The sequence below is a fragment of the Ruixingdingia sedimenti genome (assembly GCF_031432425.1).
GTDB classification, from domain to species: Bacteria; Pseudomonadota; Alphaproteobacteria; order Rhodobacterales; family Rhodobacteraceae; genus Ruixingdingia; species Ruixingdingia sedimenti.
In genome coordinates, this window is sequence record NZ_JAVKPH010000001.1 from 171,946 (window position 1) to 188,527 (window position 16,582).

The window sequence follows — 16,582 nt, forward strand, 5'->3', positions numbered from 1 at the left end:
GTGTCTACTCCTGCTCCGCCCAATGTACGGTTGCGTGATCGAGAATGGCGCGCACCGGCGCCTCTGCGGGCGGCAGGCCCGCCGCCCGTTCCAGCGCCGCGCGCTTGGCGGGGCCGGTAATCAGCAGATGCACCTCCATCGCGCCCGCCAATACCGGCGCGGAAAGGGTCAGACGCGGTTCCGGCGCAGGGCCTGCGGGCACGGCCAGCACCGCGGGCGCATCCGCGCCGATCCCGCCCCCGCCGGGGAAAAGCGAGGCGACATGCCCGTCCTCGCCCATCCCCAACAGCACCACCGACAGCGGCAGCAGCGGGGCCAGATCGGCGGCGACGACCGGCGCGGCCTCTTGCGGCGTCAGGCCGGGGCGGTAGAGCGGCAGGAACCCCGCCCCCACCGCACGGCCCGTCAGCATCCGCCGCCGGATCCGCCCGCCGTTCGACCGCGGGTCGTCCTCGGGCAGCCAGCGTTCGTCACCCGGCAGCACGGTGACGCGCGACCAGTCCAGATCCACGCCCGACAGGATGTCGAACACCGGCAGCGGCGTCGCGCCGCCCGGCAGGCAGAGGCTCGCCCGCCCCTCGCGGCGCAGGAAATCGCCCAGGGCGCCCGCGATCCGGTCGGCCAGCGCCAGCATCATCAGGTCGCGGTCGGGGTAGGTCTGAAGGTTCATGGCCGTATCTCCCGCCAGCGCCGCCCATCGCGGTGCATGAGCCACATCGCCTCCTGCGGCCCCTCGGACCCGGCCGCGTAGCCCTGCGGCCGGTCGCCCGCGGCATCCCACCGGGCGATCACCGGGTCGGTCCAGGCCCAGGCGGCCGCCACCTCGTCGCCGCGCATGAACAGCGTCTGGTCGCCCCGGATCACATCCATGATCAACCGTTCATGCGCATCGGGCATGTCGCGCCCCTCTGCCCCCAACGCATTCGCGAATGACATGTCCAGAGGCACCTGCACCAGCCGCATGCCCCCCGGACCGGGTTCCTTGATCATCACCTTGAGGTTCAGCCCCTCGTTCGGCTGCAACCGGATCACCATCACATTCTCGCGCCACTGGCCGGCGGCGTCAAAGATGGAATGGGGCGGTTCGCGGAAATGCACCGCGATCTCGGATTCGCGGGCGCGCAGCCGCTTGCCGGTGCGCAGATAAAAGGGCGTGCCCTTCCAGCGCCAGTTGGAAATGCCGACCTTGAGCGCCACGAAGCTTTCGGTGCGGCTGTCGGGGTTGGCGACATCCTCCAGATAGCCGGGCTGGCCGGGGGCGGGCAGGTACTGGCCGCGCACCACATCGACCGGCCGCACCGGATCGAGCGCGCGGATGACCTTGAGCTTTTCGTCGCGCACCGCATCGGGGGAAAAGTGCCACGGCGGCTCCATCGCGGTCAGGCACAGAAGCTGCATCATGTGGTTCTGCACCATGTCGCGCATCGCGCCCGCACGGTCGTAATAGGCCCCCCGCCCGGCCACGCCCGCGCTTTCGGCCACCGTGATCTGGACGTGATCGACATGTTGCGCGTTCCACAACGGCTCGAACAATATGTTGGCGAAACGCACCGCCATCAGGTTCTGCACCGTTTCCTTGCCCAGATAATGGTCGATGCGGTAGATCTGGCCCTCGCCGAAATGCCGCGCCAGAACGGCGTTCAGCGCGCGGGCGGTGTCCAGATCGTCGCCGAAGGGTTTTTCCACCACCACGCGGCTGTCGTCATCGGCGATGCCATGGGCGCGCAGCCGTTCGGCCAGCGCGCCGAACAGGGCCGGCGCGACCGAGAAATAGAAGGCCCGCACCACGCCGGGCCGCATCCGCGCCGCCAGCGCCGCCCATCCGGTCTCGCCCCCGGCCTCCAGCGTCACATAATCCAGCCGGTCGAGAAACGCCGCCAGCCGCCCGCGATCCAGCAGCGGCGGGGGCAGCGCGCCTTCCAGCGCGGCGGCGGTTTCCTGACGGAAGGCATCAGCCGTCATCGCGCTGCGCGCGGCGGCGATGATACGGCAGGCATCGGACACCTGCCCGGCCACGAACCGGCGGTACAGCGCGGGCAGGATCCTGCGCCGGGCCAGATCGCCGGTGCCGCCGAACACCACCATGTCGAATGCCTCGACCGGAATGACGCGCGAAGCCATCTTGCCCGTACCGCCCTGCCGCCTCGTGGATACCGCGCGGGGTCCGCCCGGCGGCGCCGGTGTAGCACGGGTGCCCGCGGATGCGAACCCCCCCGCCGGGCTCATGCCTCCAGTTCGGCATCCCAGTAGAGATAGTCGAGCCAGCTTTTGTGCAGATGGTTCGGCGGAAACCTGCGCCCGCGGTTGTGCATTTCCGCCGGCGACGGCTGCCGGGGCGCCCGCGTCAGCCGCAGCCCCGATTCCCGCAGGCTGCGCGATCCCTTGCGCAGGTTGCAGGGCGAACAGGCGGCGACCACGTTTTCCCAGCTGGTCACGCCGCCCCGCGCCCGCGGCACCACATGGTCGAAGGTCAGGTCATGGGTGGATCCGCAGTACTGGCAGCGGAATTCGTCGCGCAGGAAAAGATTGAAGCGCGTGAAGGCCACGCGCTTCTGGGGTTTGACGAAATCCTTGAGAACGACGACCGAGGGGATGCGTATCGCCTGCCTCTGGCTGCGCACCGTCTGGTCGTATTCCGCCACGATCGTCACGCGGTCGAGGAACACGGCCTTCACCGCCTCCTGCCAGGGCCAGAGCGAGAGGGGATAATAGCTGAGCGGCCGGTAATCCGCATTCAGCACCAGCGCCGGAAACTGCCGCAACGCGCCCGGTTCGCGGACGAAACTGGTTCTGAACTCGATATCGGTCGTGACTGCCATCCGTTAGAGACTCCGTCCCTGCCGCCGGAAACCGGCGCCGGGACGGGGAAACCGCCCCGATGTGCGCACTATATATGGCGCTTGCCGCGTGGCAAGACGCCATCTGCGGCCCTATCCATAATCCGCGCAGGTAACGGCGTTGTGTCAGGAACCCAGCCGTTCGCGCAGGAAGGCCAGCGCGACCGACAGCCCGTCGGGCGCGATGCCGTGACCGGCGCCCTTCATCACATGGCCATAGGTCTCGAACCCCGCGGCGACCAGCGCATCGCCCGCCGCGCCCATGTCGGCGAAGGGCACCACCGGGTCGGCATCGCCATGGATCAACAGCACCGGCGGCTTCACCCGCGCCTCTGCCGCCAGAAGCTCGGGCGCCAGCAGCCGGCCGGAAAAGGCGACGACGCCGGCGATGGCGGCATCGCGGCGGGCGGCGACATGCAGGCTCATCATCGTGCCCTGCGAAAAGCCCACCAGCGCCAGCCGATCGGGGGTCACGCCCTCGGCCCGCAGCACCTCGTCCAGATAGAGGTTGAGGTCATCGGCGGCGGCGGCGACACCGGCCTGCGCCTCGGCCTCGCTCGACCCGTCGAGCCAGGGAATGGGAAACCACTGATAGCCGAAAGGGTTGCCGCTGCACCGTTCCGGCGCGTCGGGGGCGTGGAAGGCGGTGTCGGGCAGGTGCGGGGCCAGCGGGTCGGCCAGTCCCAGCAGGTCGTTGCCGTCGGCGCCATAGCCGTGGACGAACACGACCACGCTTTTCGTCACCCCGTTGCGGGCCGGGCGGCGGCCCGCGTTCAACCTGCGCGTCATCTGATCCCCTCGCGGTCCTTGGCCACCCGGTAATAGGCCCAGAGCAACCGCGCCGCAACCGCCCGCCAGGGCGACCACGCCGCCGCCATCTCGCGCAGGGCACGTTCGCGGGGCCGTTCGGGCAGGTCGAACAGCAGGCGGGCGGATTCCTGCAAGGCCAAATCGGCGGGGGCGAACACATCCGCCCGGCCGAGCGAGAACATGGCATAGATTTCCGCCGTCCAGCGCCCGATCCCGGGCAGCGCGACCAGTTCGGCCACCACCGCCTCGTCGGGCACATGGCGCAGGGCGGCATAGTCGATCCCCGCATCCGCCAGCGCACGGGCATAGCGCACCTTCTGCCGCGACAGGCCGCAGGCGCGCAGCGCCTCGTCCCCGGCCGCGGCGATGGCTTCGGGCGCGGTCAGGGCGGCGGCCTCCAGCCGGTTCCAGATCGCGTTGGCGGCGGCGACGGAAACCTGCTGGCTGACGATCGCGCCCAGAAGCGCCTCGAACCCGTCGGGGCGGCGGCGCAGCGGCAGGGGGCCGGTCAGATCCGCGGCGCGGGCGAACCGGGGGTCCGCCCGGCAGAGCCAGTCGAGCCCCTCGGCCACACAGGATTCGGTTTCGATGATGCGGCCGATATGGGCCATGCCTGCCTCCGCTGTTGCGCGGGCAGGTTAGCGGCTATGGCCCCGGCAGGCCAGTGCGTCAGACGATCGACGCCAGCCCCTCGATATCGTTGCGCACCGCGCAGAACTCGGGCACCGTCTGGTCGTGCAGTTGCGACAGCCATTCGCGGCAATCGCCCGTCCGCCCGCATTCGGCGCAGCGGCAGACCATGCCGTCCAGGTCGTCGCGGGTGATCCAGCCCTCGACCACCGCCCGCGTCAGCGGCACGCCCGCCGCCCGCGCCATGCCCCGCACCAGCCAGAAAGCCTGCGGGCCGCCGCCGAAGATCATCATTCCATCCTGCCTTTCCGCCCGGCCCTGCCCCGCCGGGGTGGCGGGCAGGATCGCAGGGGTCCGGCGGACGGGCTTTGATCTGGATCAAACGCGCCCGCCGCCTTCCAGCACCGCCAGCGTGCGCCGCACGGTGTCGATCCGCGCGCTGTTGGGCGGGTGGGTGCCGAGGAACTGGTTGCCCGGGTCGGGCATCCGGTCGAAGAAGGCCGCGCCCCGCAGCGGGTCGAACCCCGCCTGCCATGCGATCACCGTCCCGCCGGTATCGGCCTCCAGTTCGTAATCCTTCGAGAAGGTCCGCGCGCCGAGCGTCGCACCGATGTTCTGCGCCGTGCGCAGGCTGCCCGCATCGCGCTGGCCAAGCGCCGCGGCCAGCGCCCCCGCCACCATCGCGCCCGCGACCGCCGTGTCGCGCTGGCGGTCCAGATGCCCGGCGATGTGATGCGCCGCCTCGTGGCCCAGAACGAAGGCCAGTTCATCCGCATTCGCCGCGCTGCGGATCAGCGAGGCGGTGAAGGCGATCACCGGCCGTCCCGTTGCCGGGTCGCGGGTCTGGAAGGCGTTCGGCGGCGCATCCGGCCGGTCGTCGACCACGATCAGGAAATCGCAATCCGCAAAGGGCGCGCGTTCGCGGCAGGCGGCCTCTGCCACCGGCTCGACCCGCGCGACGACCGCGGCGAAGGTGGCGGCGGGCGTCAGGCCCGCGGGGATGACGCCCGGGGCGGGGCGGCAGGCCTGGGCGACAGGCGCATGGCCCGCATCCGGCGCCACGGTCATGCCGCAGCCCGCCGGCACCGCCAGCACCAGCGCCGCCATCAGGCCACGCAAGGATCGGTTCATGGCATTCCTCATGCTCTGGCCCCGGCTATGCCCCGGGGTCTGCCTCTGGCGCCAGGATAATACGCGCCCGTCCCCGCCGCCAGCCACCCGCCACGCCGTCGCAAGGATGTGAGCCGCCTTCCGCGCCCCGCGCCGCCATGCCATGATCGCGGAAAACAGGAGGACCCATGTTCACCATCGAGCACGAATTCGACGCCACCGTCATCACCCTGGTGGACGAGGGCGGCCCCTATCTGGTCGAGGACGTGACGATCAACGCCTTCGACGATTGCGTGACGCTGGAACAGCTCGACCCCCAGACGGAAGAGGTGCAGCAGATCACCCTGTCGCTGACGCAGTTGCGCGACCTTGCCGCGGCGCTGGACCTGCCCGAGGGGATCTATCGCCGCGTGCCCCGGCCCGGCGCAGCCGAAGAATAGGGTCAGCGCACCCGGAAGGTCTTGTCCCGTGCCGTGGCGCCGCGCACCAGTTCCAGCCGCGAAGGCGCGATGCCGAGCGCGCGGGCCAGCAGTTTGACCACCGCCTTGTTGGCCTTGCCGTCCTCGGGCACGGTGGTGACCAGCACCCGCACCTGGCCGTCCTGCACCACCACCGCATTGCGCGAGGCCCGCGGCGTCACGCGCACGGCGATCTCTGCGCCCGGTTCGGCGAGGGTGGTGAGGTCGGGGTCATCCATCCGGCGATGGTGCCCGGCGTGGCGGCCGGGTGCAAGGGCGGCCGTTGTGCCCCTGTTGAGGACAGCGCCGGGGGCCAGCCCCGTGGCCTGCTGGTTCTCGAACCAGTGGCGCACCATCAGGCGCCCCCGGGATATTTGGATCACGGTGAAAGACGGGGGCGCTTTCTTCCGGGAAAGGGCGCGCCCCTTATCTTCAGGCTGGCCCAAATATCCCGGGGTCCGGGGCAGCGCCCCGGCGCCGCCCTCTCCGCCCGGCCGCCGGTCAGGATTTCAGCCCGGTTTCCCGCAGCAGGCCCTTGCGCTTGGCCTCGTAGTAATAGCCGCGCGCATACCACATCACCGCGCGGTCGTGGTTGCGGTCCGCCACCAGCCAGGCGCCGCGAAGGTATTTCACACCGTAATGCAGGTTGGTGCGCGCGTCCAGCAGCCCCTCGGGCCGGCCGCGATAGCCCATCACCCGTGCGGTTTCGGCCGAGATCTGCATCAGCCCGTAATAGGGCCCGTTGCGCGCGCCGGGGTTGTAGCGGCTTTCGCGCTGGACCACGCGATGCACCAGTTTCGCCGGCACCCCGTGATCGGTGGCGGCGCGGTCGATCATGTCGTGCAGCGCCCGCCCGCCCGGGGCGACGGCGGGCAGGTCGTCATCGGCGCGGCGGCGGTCGGCCGGGCGGTCGCCGCAGGCGACAAGGAACGCGGTCGAGGCCAGCATGGCCAGTACGGTACGGCGGGACATCGGGGGCATCGGCGGCTCCACTCCTGACGCGGATGTGATAGCTTGCGAACCGCGTTCGGGAAAGCCCCCCTGCGGGGCTCGGCGTCTTCAAGCCGATGGCCGCCGGGCCATCCCGCCCGACCGTCCCGCTTGACCCGCGCGCGCCGATCCCCGACATGGGAAGGCAAAGGAGACCGCGATGACCGATCAGCCCGCCCCGCCGCAAGATGCGCGCCACTTCCTGCTGACCCGCCGTTCGGTGCCGCTGCGCACGCTGGCCACCCCCGCGCCCGACCGCCACGCCCTTGCCGAACTGCTGACCGCCGCCGCGCGGGTGCCCGATCACGGCAAGCTGGAACCCTGGCGCTTCGTCGTGCTGGAACGCCCGGCGCTGGAACGTCTGGCCGCGGCCGCCGCCGCGCAGGGCCCGGCGCTCGGGATCGAGCCCGACCGCATCGCCAAGGGGCAGGGCCAGTTCGCGGAAAGCCCGCTGGCGGTGGCCGTCATCGCCGCCCCCAGGGAAAGCCCCGTCATCCCCCCGGTCGAGCAGGTGCTGTCCGCCGGCGCGGTCTGCCTGTCGCTGTTGAATGCGGCGCTGGCGGCGGGCTGGGGGGCAAGCTGGCTGACCGGCTGGGTCGCCCACGACCGCCGCTTTGCCGAACCGGCCTTCGGCCTCGGCCCGCAGGAATGGGTGGCCGGCATCGTCCATATCGGCACCCGCACCGCGCCCCCGCCCGAACGGCCCCGCCCCGACATCGGCGCGATCACCACCTGGGTGTCCGAATGATCCTTGCGGATTTCCTCCGCGCGGTCGGCCAGATCGGCGACCGGCGCTTTCGCCGGGTGCTGTTTCTGGGCCTGATCCTGACCTTCGCCCTGCTGGCGGGGGTCTATGCGCTGTTTCTGGGCGCGATCCAGATCCTGACGCCCGACAGCATCACCATCCCCTGGGTGGGCGAGGTCGGCGGGCTCGACACGCTGCTGTCCTGGGGCTCGCTTGTGTTCATGATCGGGCTCAGCGTGTTCCTGATGGTGCCGGTGGCGGCGGCGTTCACCGGGTTCTTCCTCGACGATGTGGCGCAGGCGGTCGAGGATCGCCATTACCCCGGCCTGCCCCCCGCCACCCCGGTTCCGCTGATGGACCAGCTGATCGACAGCGCGAATTTCTTCGGCGTGCTGGTGGCGCTCAACGTGCTGGCGCTGGTGCTTTACGCCTTTGCGGGGCCGTTCATCCCGGTGGTGTTCTGGGGGTTGAACGGGTTCCTTCTGGGCCGCGAATATTTCACGCTGGTCGCCATGCGGCGGCTCGGCCGGCAGGGCGCGCGGGAATTGCGCCGCCGCCATCCGGCGCAGGTCTGGCTGGCCGGGGTGCTGATGGCGGCGCCGCTATCGGTTCCGATCGTGAACCTGCTGATCCCGGTGCTGGGGGTGGCGACCTTCACTCACCTCTATCATCGGCTGGTCGGGGATGCATCGTTCCGCGGAAGTCGAAATCCCTGACGCTGACCACACCCGACAGGATGATGCCCGACAGCACCGCCCAGACCACCACCGCCACCACGGTGGTGATCAGCGCCTTGCGCCGCACGATGAAACCCGCGGGCGCGCTCGACGGCGTGCCCTCGACCACATCGCCCGCCTCGCCCTGCGTGGTCAGCCGCAGCGGCAGCACGATGAAGAACACCAGAAACCAGCAGACGAGGAACAGGACGGCGGCGGCGGTGATGCTCATACCTGTTCAAGCTCCACCAGGCAGCCGTTGAAATCCTTGGGATGCAGGAACAGCACCGGCTTGCCATGCGCGCCGATCTTCGGCTCCCCATTGCCCAGAACGCGCGCGCCCGCGGCCTTCAGCCGGTCGCGCGCGGCGAGGATGTCGTCGACCTCGTAGCAGATATGGTGGATGCCGCCCGAAGGGTTCTTTTCGAGGAACCCGGCGATGGGGGAATTGTCGCCCAAGGGGTAGAGCAATTCGATCTTGGTGTTCGGCAGTTCGATGAACACCACCGTCACGCCATGGTCGGGTTCGTCCTGCGGATCGCGCACCACGGCGCCGAGCGTGTTGCGGTACTGATCCGCCGCCGCGGCAAGGTCGGGGACGGCGATGGCGACATGGTTGAGACGTCCGATCATGGCGGGCTCCGGGCTGGATGGTCGGGGGCGTTATGCGGCGCGGGGGCCCGGCTGGCAAGGGGCGGCGTTTACCTGCGGTTAAGGGGCACGGGGCAAACTGGGGGCTGAATCGCGCTGCCGGAGGGCCCGAGGATGCCAGAACTGCCGTTCGCCCCGATGCGCCCGCTGCCGCCGCCCCCCGTGCCGCACCCCGTGCACCCCGCCCCGCCCGCGCCTGCGCTGCCGATGCAGGGGCTGGTGCTGCTGGCGGTGGAGGACAGCCGCTTCGCGTCAGAGGCGCTGCGGCTGATGGCGCAACGGTCGGGCGCACGGCTGCGCCGGGCGGGCACGCTGCGCGATGCGCGCCGGATTCTGGCGCGCTACCGCCCCGATGCGGTGCTGGTCGATCTGGGCCTGCCCGACGGGCCGGGCACGGCGCTGATCGCGGAACTGGCGCGCGCGGGGCCGGATGCGCCGCCGGTTCTGGGAATGAGCGGCGATCCCGGCGCCCGCGCGGCGGCGCTGCGGGCGGGCGCCGCGGGGTTTCTGGAAAAGCCGGTGGCGGGGCTGGCGGCCTTTCAGGCGGCGCTGCGCGCGATCCTGCCCGGGCGCGGCCCGCCCGGCGCGGACCCGCCGGCCGCCCCGCCCCCCGACGCGCTGGCCCTGCACGAGGATCTGGCGCGCGCGGCGCAACTGATCGCCACCCGCCCGGATGCCGCGGGGCGGGCCTATCTGGCGCAGTTCCTGTCCGGCGTGGCGCGCAGCGCGGGCGATGGCGCGCTGGAACGCGCGGCGGGGCAGCTGGCGGGCGGCGGCGGCACCGGACCGCTCGCCTCGCTTCTGGCCGAACGCCTGCACCATGCACCGGGCGCCTTTGCCCGGACCGCCCCGGATCCGCAGTCCATGGGGAGAGGACAGCGCCGGGGCCCTGCCCCGGACCCCGGGATATTTGAGGACAGAAAGTGAAGAAGAGGTGCCCTGCGCCCGGCGGTGGCGAGAGTGGAAGGGGCGGGGGCCGCCGGCGGGGATATTTGGGGCCAGCCTGAAGATGCGGATTGTACTTCCCCTGCTGAGGAGGCGCCCTCGTCTTTCACCGTGATCCAAATATCCCGGGGTCCGGGGCAGCGCCCCGGCGCGCCCGCGGCATCCCGCCGCCGTTCAACGCAGCAGACCGGGGTCGCCGCCCATGTCGAGCCCCGGGAACACCGTGCGTTCCAGCACCGCCCGGTCCACCCCGAACAGCCCCCGCATCGCCCAGGCCGCATGCGCCCGCACGTCCGAGGTCGGCATCAGGTCGCGCCGGGCGTAGAGCGCGCCTTCGTCCAGCCCCGGCCATTTGCCGACCACCCTGCCCCCGCGCAGCGCGCCGCCCGCCATCAGCATCGCGCCCCCGGTGCCATGGTCGGTGCCCTGGCTGCCGTTTTCGCGCACGGTGCGGCCGAATTCCGTCATCGCCAGCAGCATCGTCTGCCCCCAGACCGGCCCCAGCCCCTCGCGCAGGGCCAGCACCAGCCGTTCCAGCCGTTGCAGCGGCTGGCGGATGGTCTGGATCTGCGCGCGATGCGTGTCCCAGCCGGCCAGCGACAGCGCGACGATCCGCGTATCCTCGCGCAGCCGGGCGGCGGCATAGGCGGCGAAGCGGTCGACCTCTGCCAGCGGGCCGCCCGCCGGGGCGGGGGTGGGGGCGGGGGCGGCCATGCCGGAATCGTCGGCGCCGCTTTCGGCCATCGCGGCGGCAAGCTCCGTCAGTTCGAACGCCTCTGCCGCGGCGTCGCGGAAGATCGGGTCGTCGTGATAGACCTCTTCCAGCAGCCGCCGGCCCTGCGCGCTCAGTTCCAGCCGCGCGTCGGGGGCCCAGTTCTGCGCCGGGGCCTTGCCGGACAGGATCGGGATCGCCTCGCGCCCCACGGCGAAGGCGGTTTCGGCCTGCGCGCCCGGCACCGTCTGCAACAGGCGGTTGAGCCAGCCTTCGCGCCGCAGCGCCGCGGGCGCGTCGGGGGCGGTTCCGGCCTCCAGCAGATCCTGCCCGTCGAAATGGCTGCGCTTGTCGCGATAGGGCGTGGCGACCGCCTGGGCGAAGCCCAGTTCCCCCGCCTTCCACAACGGCAGCAACCCGGGCAGTCCGGGGTGCAGGGCGAAGAACCCGTCAAGATCCGCCCCCGGGTCGGCGGCGATGCGCGGGCGCAGCGCGGCAAAACCCGGGTCGCCCACCGGGCGCAAGAGGTCCAGCCCGTCGAGCGCCCCGCGCAGGATCACCACCACCAGCCGGTTTTCCCAAGGGGCAGAGGCGAAGGTCGCATGCGTGATCAGCGGCATCGCCGCCGCCGAACAGCCCATGGCCAGCGCGCCGCGCAGGAAGGAACGCCTGTGCATCATCTTTCCCCCTATCTGCGGTTGAACGCGGGCGAGGCGAGCACGAGGCCCACGCCCTCGGTGGCGTCTTCGGACCGGGACACCGCGGTGCGCAGCGCATCGTCGGCCACCCCCGCCAGCGCGGCATCCAGAAACAGCCGCGGGTCGGGCAGCGGACGGCGCAGCAGCCCGGGAACCTGCATCCCCCAGGTGATGCGCGCGGCCAGCGCCTGCGGCGTCATCCAGGCGGTGGCATCCTCGGGCCAGCCGTCGGGGCCGCGCGGCATCTGCCAGGGCTGGCCCATCGCCGCCATCGGGCGCAGGAACACCCGTTGCGTGCGCGGGCGCGGCAGGTCCGTCACCTGTTCCGCCGTCAGATCCAGCGCGCGCAGCCCGGCGGCGATGAAATCGAAGGGCTGGCGCAGCTTGGCCAGCGGCGCCTTCCATGCCGCGGGATGCGCCGCCAGCGCGCGCGACACCGCCAGCAGGTCGCCCCCGGTATCGGCCCAGGTGGCGGCCAGCGCCGCGACCAGCGCCGGGTCGGGGGTGTCGGAAACGAAATGCACCGCCAGCTTGCCGGCGATATGGCGGGCGGTTTCGGGCCGCACCGCCAGATCGCCCAGAACGCGCAGGATGTCGTCCAGCACCGCCGCGCCCTTGCCGCCATAGCTTTGCCCCAGCACGGTTTCGGCCCCGGGTTCGGCCCATCGCGGCTGAAAGACGAAGGCGCCGTCCGCGTCCACCGTCAGGCCGGTCAGCAGTTCGGCCAGTTCGCGCACGTCGCGCTGGTCATAGGCCGCACCGACGCCGAGGGTGTGAAGTTCCAGCAGTTCGCGGGCGAAATTCTCGTTCAGCCCCCGTTCGCGGTTGCGCCCGATCGGGGAATTCGGCCCCACCGAGGCGCGCTGGTCGAGGTAGAGCAGCATCGCCGGATGCATCGCCACCGCCGCGAGCATGTCGGCGAAGCGCCCCGCGACATGCGGGCGGATCGCGTCATCGACGAAGGCGGAGACAAGCGGGCGATCCGCTGCGGCGGGTGCGCGGACGGTGAAGTGGTCGGCCCAGAACCGCACCAGCCGTTCGCGGAACCCGTCCTCTGCCACCACCGCACGCGCGAGGTCGCGGCGGGCGGCGGTAAAGAACATCTCCTGGATGCGGTCGGTCTGCGCGCTGCGTTCATCGGCCACGGCCTTGGGATTTTCGCGGCCGCGGCGGACGATTTCCAGCAGTTGCGCGCGTTCGGCCAGCACGGCATCCGTGCCCGGCCCCGGCAGGGCGGCGGCCATCCGGTCGGGGCCTGCCAGCCCGGCGGCGATATCGCCCTGCGGCAGGCGCCCGCCGTGGGGGCCATAGCCGAATCGCATCGCGGCGATTCCGTCGCGTGTCAGCATGCTGCACCTCCGTCACGGCAGAGGCTAACACGCCGCCCGCGCCCGCGCAGCACGCGGGCGCGTGATCGGCAGGCTTCTGCCGGGTCAGGCGTCCTTGGGGATCACGCGCAGGCGCAGTTCGCGCAATTGCTCGTTGCTGGGTTCGGAGGGCGCGCCCATCATCAGGTCCTCGGCCCGCTGGTTCATCGGGAACAGGATGACCTGGCGGATGTTCGCCTCGTCCGCCAGCAGCATGACGATGCGGTCGATCCCCGCCGCACAGCCCCCGTGGGGCGGCGCGCCATAGCGGAACGCCTTGACCATGCCGCCGAACCGCTTTTCGACCTCTTCCTTGGGATAGCCCGCCAGTTCGAACGCCTTGAACATGATCTCCGGCGTATGGTTGCGGATGCCGCCCGAGATCAGTTCATAGCCGTTGCAGGCAAGGTCGTACTGATAGGCCACGACCTCGAGCGGGTCGCCCATCAGCGCGTCGAGCCCGCCCTGCGGCATCGAAAACGGGTTGTGGCTGAAGTCGATCTTGCCGGTTTCCGCGTCCTTTTCGTACATCGGGAAATCGACGATCCAGGCGAAACGGAAGGTGTTTTCCTCGGTCAGGCCCAGTTCGCGGCCGATTTCCACCCGCGCCCTGCCGGCCACGGCCTCGAACGTCTCGGGCTTGCCGCCGAGGAAGAAGGCCGCATCGCCCACCTTGAGGCCAAGCTGCTGGCGGATCGCCTCGGTGCGTTCGGGGCCGATGTTCTTGGCCAGCGGGCCCGCGGCCTCCATCTGGCCGCCATCCTCCCGCCAGAAGATATAGCCCATCCCCGGCAGGCCCTGCGCCTGCGCGAAGGCGTTCATCCGGTCGCAGAACTTGCGGCTGCCGCCGCCGGGGGCGGGAATGGCGCGGATCTCGGTGCCCTCGTTTTCCAGCAGCTTGGCAAAGATCGCAAAGCCCGAGCCCCGGAAATGTTCGCTGACGACCTGCATCCTGATCGGGTTGCGCAGGTCGGGCTTGTCGGTGCCGTACCACAGCATCGCGTCGCGATAGGCGATGCGCGGCCAGTCGGCATCCACCCGGCGGCCGCCCCCGAATTCCTCGAACAACCCCTGGACCACCGGCTGGACGGCGGCGAACACGTCGTCCTGGGTGACGAAGCTCATCTCGATGTCGAGTTGATAGAAATCGGTGGGCGAACGGTCGGCGCGCGGATCCTCGTCGCGGAAACAGGGCGCGATCTGGAAATACTTGTCGAAGCCCGACACCATCAGGAGTTGCTTGAACTGCTGGGGCGCCTGCGGCAGGGCGTAGAACTTGCCCGGATGCAGCCGCGAGGGCACGAGGAAGTCGCGCGCCCCTTCGGGCGAGGAGGCGGTGATGATCGGGGTCTGGAATTCGTTGAAGCCCGCATCCCACATCCGGTTGCGGATCGACCGCACCACGTTGGACCGCAGCATCATGTTGGCATGCAGCGTTTCCCGCCGCAGGTCGAGGAAACGGTAGGTGAGCCGTGTTTCCTCGGGGTAGTCGGGTTCGCCGAAGACGGGCAGCGGCAGGTCGTCCGCCGGGCCCAGGACCTCGATCGCGGTCACATAGACCTCGACCTCGCCGGTGGGCAGCTTGGGGTTCACAAGGCTCGCGTCGCGCGCCTTCACCGTGCCGTCGATGCGGATGCAGAATTCGGACCGCAGCTTTTCCATCGCCGCCAGCGCCGGGCTGTCGCCATCGGCCAGCACCTGGGTGATGCCGTAATGGTCGCGCAGGTCGATGAACAGCACCCCCCCGTGGTCGCGCACCCGGTGCACCCAGCCCGACAGGCGCACGTTCCGCCCCACATCGGCATGGCGCAGGTCGGCGCAGGTGTGGGTGCGATAGGCGTGCATGGTCTTCCCCTTTCCCGAGGCTTGGGCGTATCGCGCCGATACAGCCGCTGCCGCAGGTGAAGTCAAGCGCACTCTGCACCCCGGAACAGTGCAGGTGCTTCACCCCGGGGAACGAATCCCTTAACCTTTTGTCCGAGCGGTCAGAGAATCGCTGGCAATTTCAGGGGACAAGGCATGGCTGCTTCCATGTGGACAAAGCTTTTCGACCGTATGGTCGGCAGCTTCCTGCACCGCGGGACGCTTATCATCCAGCTCGTGGACGGAACGGTGCTGCGCTATGGCGACGGTCAGCCGCCCGAGGTCCGCGTCGCGTTCCATGACGAAGACCTGCCGCGCAGGCTGCTGTTCTCGCCCGAGATCGTGATGGGCGAGGGTTATATGGACGGCACCATCACGGTGGAAAACGACGACCTGCACGGGCTGTTGCAGGTCCTTCTGGGCAATTTCCCCGAAGGCGCGGGCACCTGGCCGGGCCTGCTGCGGATGTTCCGCAAGATCGCGACACCGATCCTGCAATTCAACCCGACGGGCAAGGCGCGGCGCAACGTGGCGCATCACTACGACCTGTCGGGCGAGATGTACGAGTTGTTCCTCGACACCGACAAGCAATATTCCTGCGCCTATTTCCGCACCCCCGAGGTGACGCTGGAAGAGGCGCAGGCGGCCAAGAAGGCGCATATCGCCGGCAAGCTGTTGCTGGAGCCGGGGATGAAGGTGCTGGACATCGGCTGTGGCTGGGGCGGCATGGCGCTGACGCTGGCGCGCGATTACGGCGTCCAGGTTCTGGGGGTCACGCTGTCGACCGAACAGCACAAGGTGGCCACCGAACGCGCCGCCGCGGCGGGCCTGTCGGACCGGGTGGAATTCCGCCTGACCGACTATCGCAACGTGCGCGAGACCTTCGACCGCATCGTTTCCGTCGGCATGTTCGAACATGTCGGCGCGCCGCATTACCGCGAATATTTCCGCCATATGAAAAAGCTGCTGAACCCGGACGGCGTGGCGCTGATCCACACCATCGGGCGGTTTTCGCCACCCGGGTCCACCAGCCCGTGGATCACCAAGTACATCTTCCCCGGCGGCTATTGCCCGGCGCTGTCGGAAACCATGGCGGCGGTGGAACGCGAGGGGCTGGTCGAGACCGATGTCGAGATCTGGCGGCTGCACTATGCCGAAACGCTGCGCCACTGGCAGATGCGGTTCGAGGCGAACATCGACAAGGTGCGCGCGCTTTACGACGACCGTTTCTGCCGGATGTGGCGGTTCTACCTCGTCGCCTCGGAAATGAGCTTCCGTTACGGCGGGCAATGCGTGTTCCAGATCCAGCTGGCCCGCCGGCAGGAGGCCGTGCCGCTGACGCGGGACTACCTCTATGTCCCCGAAGCGCGGGCGGCGCTGCGCGCGGCGGAATAGCGGGGGCGCGGCCGGGTCAGAACGGCCGCGCCACATTCCCGGAATAGAAGAAGATCCCCAGGCCCACGGTGAACAGCACGTTCCCCGCCAGACTGTGCAACAGCACCGCCTGCGGAAAGGACTGCTGGCGGTGATAGGCATGGGCAAAGACCAGCCCGCCGGCAAAGGTCATCAGCGCGACCACCGCGTTCCAGTACATCAGATGCGCCAGCGAAAACACCGCCGCATTCAGCACCATTATCGCCGGCCCCCCGGGCAGGATCACGCCATAGCGGCGAAAGAACAGCGGGCGGAACACGATTTCCTGCGGCAGCGCCGACAGCACCGGGTAAAGCGCCCAGATCATCGCCAGCAGTTCGGGCTGGTAGTGCAGCAGGAAGAACGCCTGCCCCGGCGCCATCCAGCGCAGCACCGCCCAGGCCAGCAGCGCGGTGCCCAGGGTGAACAGCGCCAGTTGCCCCCACCGGACGCGGCCCCGCAGAAGGCTGGCCCAACTGAACCCCGGCGTGCGGTGCAGCAGCACCAGCCCCACCCCCGTCAGCAGGAACAGCATCGGAAACAGCGCCCGCGGCGGCAGAACAAGCGCCATCGTCACCGGTGCCAGCAGATAGAGCGCCGCGAATTCCACCCGCAACCACAGCCTGCCCTGCCCCAT

Annotated in this window: 20 protein-coding genes; 5 read left to right on the plus strand and 15 right to left on the minus strand. The window is 70.1% G+C overall.

Annotated features, from left to right (window positions below; translation table 11 throughout):
• Nucleotides 1–4: 4 nt before the first annotated feature.
• The 7 genes from pgl to RGD00_RS00920 form a co-directional block, all read right to left on the minus strand.
• Nucleotides 5–670 carry a 6-phosphogluconolactonase gene (gene pgl / locus RGD00_RS00890; RefSeq protein WP_310455204.1) on the minus strand — a complete coding sequence of 222 codons (666 nt, stop codon included), beginning with the start codon at nt 668–670 and terminating at the stop codon, nt 5–7.
• Nucleotides 667–2,121, minus strand: a complete 1,455-nt coding sequence (gene zwf, locus RGD00_RS00895; protein ID WP_310455205.1) for a glucose-6-phosphate dehydrogenase — start codon at nt 2,119–2,121, stop codon at nt 667–669. The genes pgl and zwf overlap by 4 nt, the downstream gene beginning before the upstream one ends.
• 101 nt (nt 2,122–2,222) lie before the next feature.
• Entirely contained in the window at nt 2,223–2,819 is a 597-nt protein-coding gene (locus RGD00_RS00900) for an HNH endonuclease (RefSeq protein ID WP_310455206.1), read from the minus strand.
• A gap of 144 nt (nt 2,820–2,963) precedes the next feature.
• Nucleotides 2,964–3,626, minus strand: a complete 663-nt coding sequence (locus RGD00_RS00905) for an alpha/beta hydrolase (protein ID WP_310455207.1) — start codon at nt 3,624–3,626, stop codon at nt 2,964–2,966.
• Nucleotides 3,623–4,258 (minus strand): DNA-3-methyladenine glycosylase family protein, encoded by a 636-nt coding sequence (locus tag RGD00_RS00910; protein ID WP_310455208.1) that lies wholly within the window; start codon nt 4,256–4,258, stop codon nt 3,623–3,625. Before RGD00_RS00910 ends, RGD00_RS00905 begins: the two co-directional genes overlap by 4 nt.
• 58 nt (nt 4,259–4,316) lie before the next feature.
• On the minus strand, nt 4,317–4,571 hold the full coding sequence (locus RGD00_RS00915) for a DUF6455 family protein (protein WP_310455209.1): 255 nt from the start codon (nt 4,569–4,571) through the stop codon (nt 4,317–4,319).
• Nucleotides 4,572–4,655: 84 nt separating this feature from the next.
• Nucleotides 4,656–5,408 (minus strand): M48 family metallopeptidase, encoded by a 753-nt coding sequence (locus RGD00_RS00920; RefSeq protein WP_310455211.1) that lies wholly within the window; start codon nt 5,406–5,408, stop codon nt 4,656–4,658.
• 167 nt (nt 5,409–5,575) lie between these two features.
• Between RGD00_RS00920 and RGD00_RS00925 the strand changes: the two genes are divergently transcribed.
• Entirely contained in the window at nt 5,576–5,827 is a 252-nt protein-coding gene (locus RGD00_RS00925; RefSeq protein ID WP_310455213.1) for a hypothetical protein, read from the plus strand.
• A gap of 2 nt (nt 5,828–5,829) precedes the next feature.
• Here RGD00_RS00925 and RGD00_RS00930 read toward each other — a convergent pair whose 3' ends face one another.
• The gene (locus RGD00_RS00930; protein ID WP_310455500.1) at nt 5,830–6,084 is read right to left on the minus strand and encodes a DUF167 domain-containing protein; all 255 of its coding nucleotides are present in this window, start codon (nt 6,082–6,084) and stop codon (nt 5,830–5,832) included.
• 262 nt (nt 6,085–6,346) lie between these two features.
• The gene (locus RGD00_RS00935; protein ID WP_310455215.1) at nt 6,347–6,826 is read right to left on the minus strand and encodes a transglycosylase SLT domain-containing protein; all 480 of its coding nucleotides are present in this window, start codon (nt 6,824–6,826) and stop codon (nt 6,347–6,349) included.
• A 169-nt stretch (nt 6,827–6,995) separates the two neighbouring features.
• Here RGD00_RS00935 and RGD00_RS00940 point away from each other — a divergent pair, with 169 nt between their 5' ends.
• Entirely contained in the window at nt 6,996–7,583 is a 588-nt protein-coding gene (locus RGD00_RS00940) for a nitroreductase family protein (RefSeq protein ID WP_310455216.1), read from the plus strand.
• Nucleotides 7,583–8,296, plus strand: coding sequence for an EI24 domain-containing protein (locus RGD00_RS00945; protein ID WP_310455502.1), 714 nt, complete (start codon nt 7,583–7,585; stop codon nt 8,294–8,296). Before RGD00_RS00940 ends, RGD00_RS00945 begins: the two co-directional genes overlap by 1 nt.
• Here the strand turns inward: RGD00_RS00945 and RGD00_RS00950 are convergent.
• A complete protein-coding gene (locus RGD00_RS00950; RefSeq protein WP_310455218.1) occupies nt 8,235–8,528 on the minus strand; it encodes a DUF1467 family protein in 294 nt (97 codons plus the stop codon). The two genes, RGD00_RS00945 and RGD00_RS00950, sit on opposite strands and share 62 nt — an antisense overlap.
• Nucleotides 8,525–8,929, minus strand: a complete 405-nt coding sequence (mce, locus tag RGD00_RS00955) for a methylmalonyl-CoA epimerase (protein ID WP_310455220.1) — start codon at nt 8,927–8,929, stop codon at nt 8,525–8,527. Before mce ends, RGD00_RS00950 begins: the two co-directional genes overlap by 4 nt.
• Before the next feature lie 132 nt (nt 8,930–9,061).
• Between mce and RGD00_RS00960 the strand changes: the two genes are divergently transcribed.
• Nucleotides 9,062–9,874, plus strand: coding sequence for a response regulator (locus RGD00_RS00960; RefSeq protein ID WP_310455222.1), 813 nt, complete (start codon nt 9,062–9,064; stop codon nt 9,872–9,874).
• Between the two features lie 192 nt (nt 9,875–10,066).
• Here the strand turns inward: RGD00_RS00960 and RGD00_RS00965 are convergent, their stop codons facing one another.
• The 3 genes from RGD00_RS00965 to aspS form a co-directional block, all read right to left on the minus strand.
• Entirely contained in the window at nt 10,067–11,281 is a 1,215-nt protein-coding gene (locus RGD00_RS00965) for a DUF1501 domain-containing protein (RefSeq protein WP_310455223.1), read from the minus strand.
• 11 nt (nt 11,282–11,292) lie between these two features.
• Nucleotides 11,293–12,651, minus strand: a complete 1,359-nt coding sequence (locus tag RGD00_RS00970) for a DUF1800 domain-containing protein (RefSeq protein ID WP_310455224.1) — start codon at nt 12,649–12,651, stop codon at nt 11,293–11,295.
• An 84-nt stretch (nt 12,652–12,735) separates the two neighbouring features.
• Nucleotides 12,736–14,514 carry an aspartate--tRNA ligase gene (gene aspS, locus RGD00_RS00975; RefSeq protein WP_310455225.1) on the minus strand — a complete coding sequence of 593 codons (1,779 nt, stop codon included), beginning with the start codon at nt 14,512–14,514 and terminating at the stop codon, nt 12,736–12,738.
• A gap of 174 nt (nt 14,515–14,688) precedes the next feature.
• Between aspS and RGD00_RS00980 the strand changes: the two genes are divergently transcribed.
• On the plus strand, nt 14,689–15,927 hold the full coding sequence (locus RGD00_RS00980) for a cyclopropane-fatty-acyl-phospholipid synthase family protein (RefSeq protein ID WP_310455226.1): 1,239 nt from the start codon (nt 14,689–14,691) through the stop codon (nt 15,925–15,927).
• A gap of 16 nt (nt 15,928–15,943) precedes the next feature.
• Here the strand turns inward: RGD00_RS00980 and RGD00_RS00985 are convergent, their stop codons facing one another.
• Complete coding sequence (locus RGD00_RS00985) at nt 15,944–16,582, minus strand: CPBP family glutamic-type intramembrane protease (RefSeq protein WP_310455228.1); 639 nt, start codon at nt 16,580–16,582, stop codon at nt 15,944–15,946.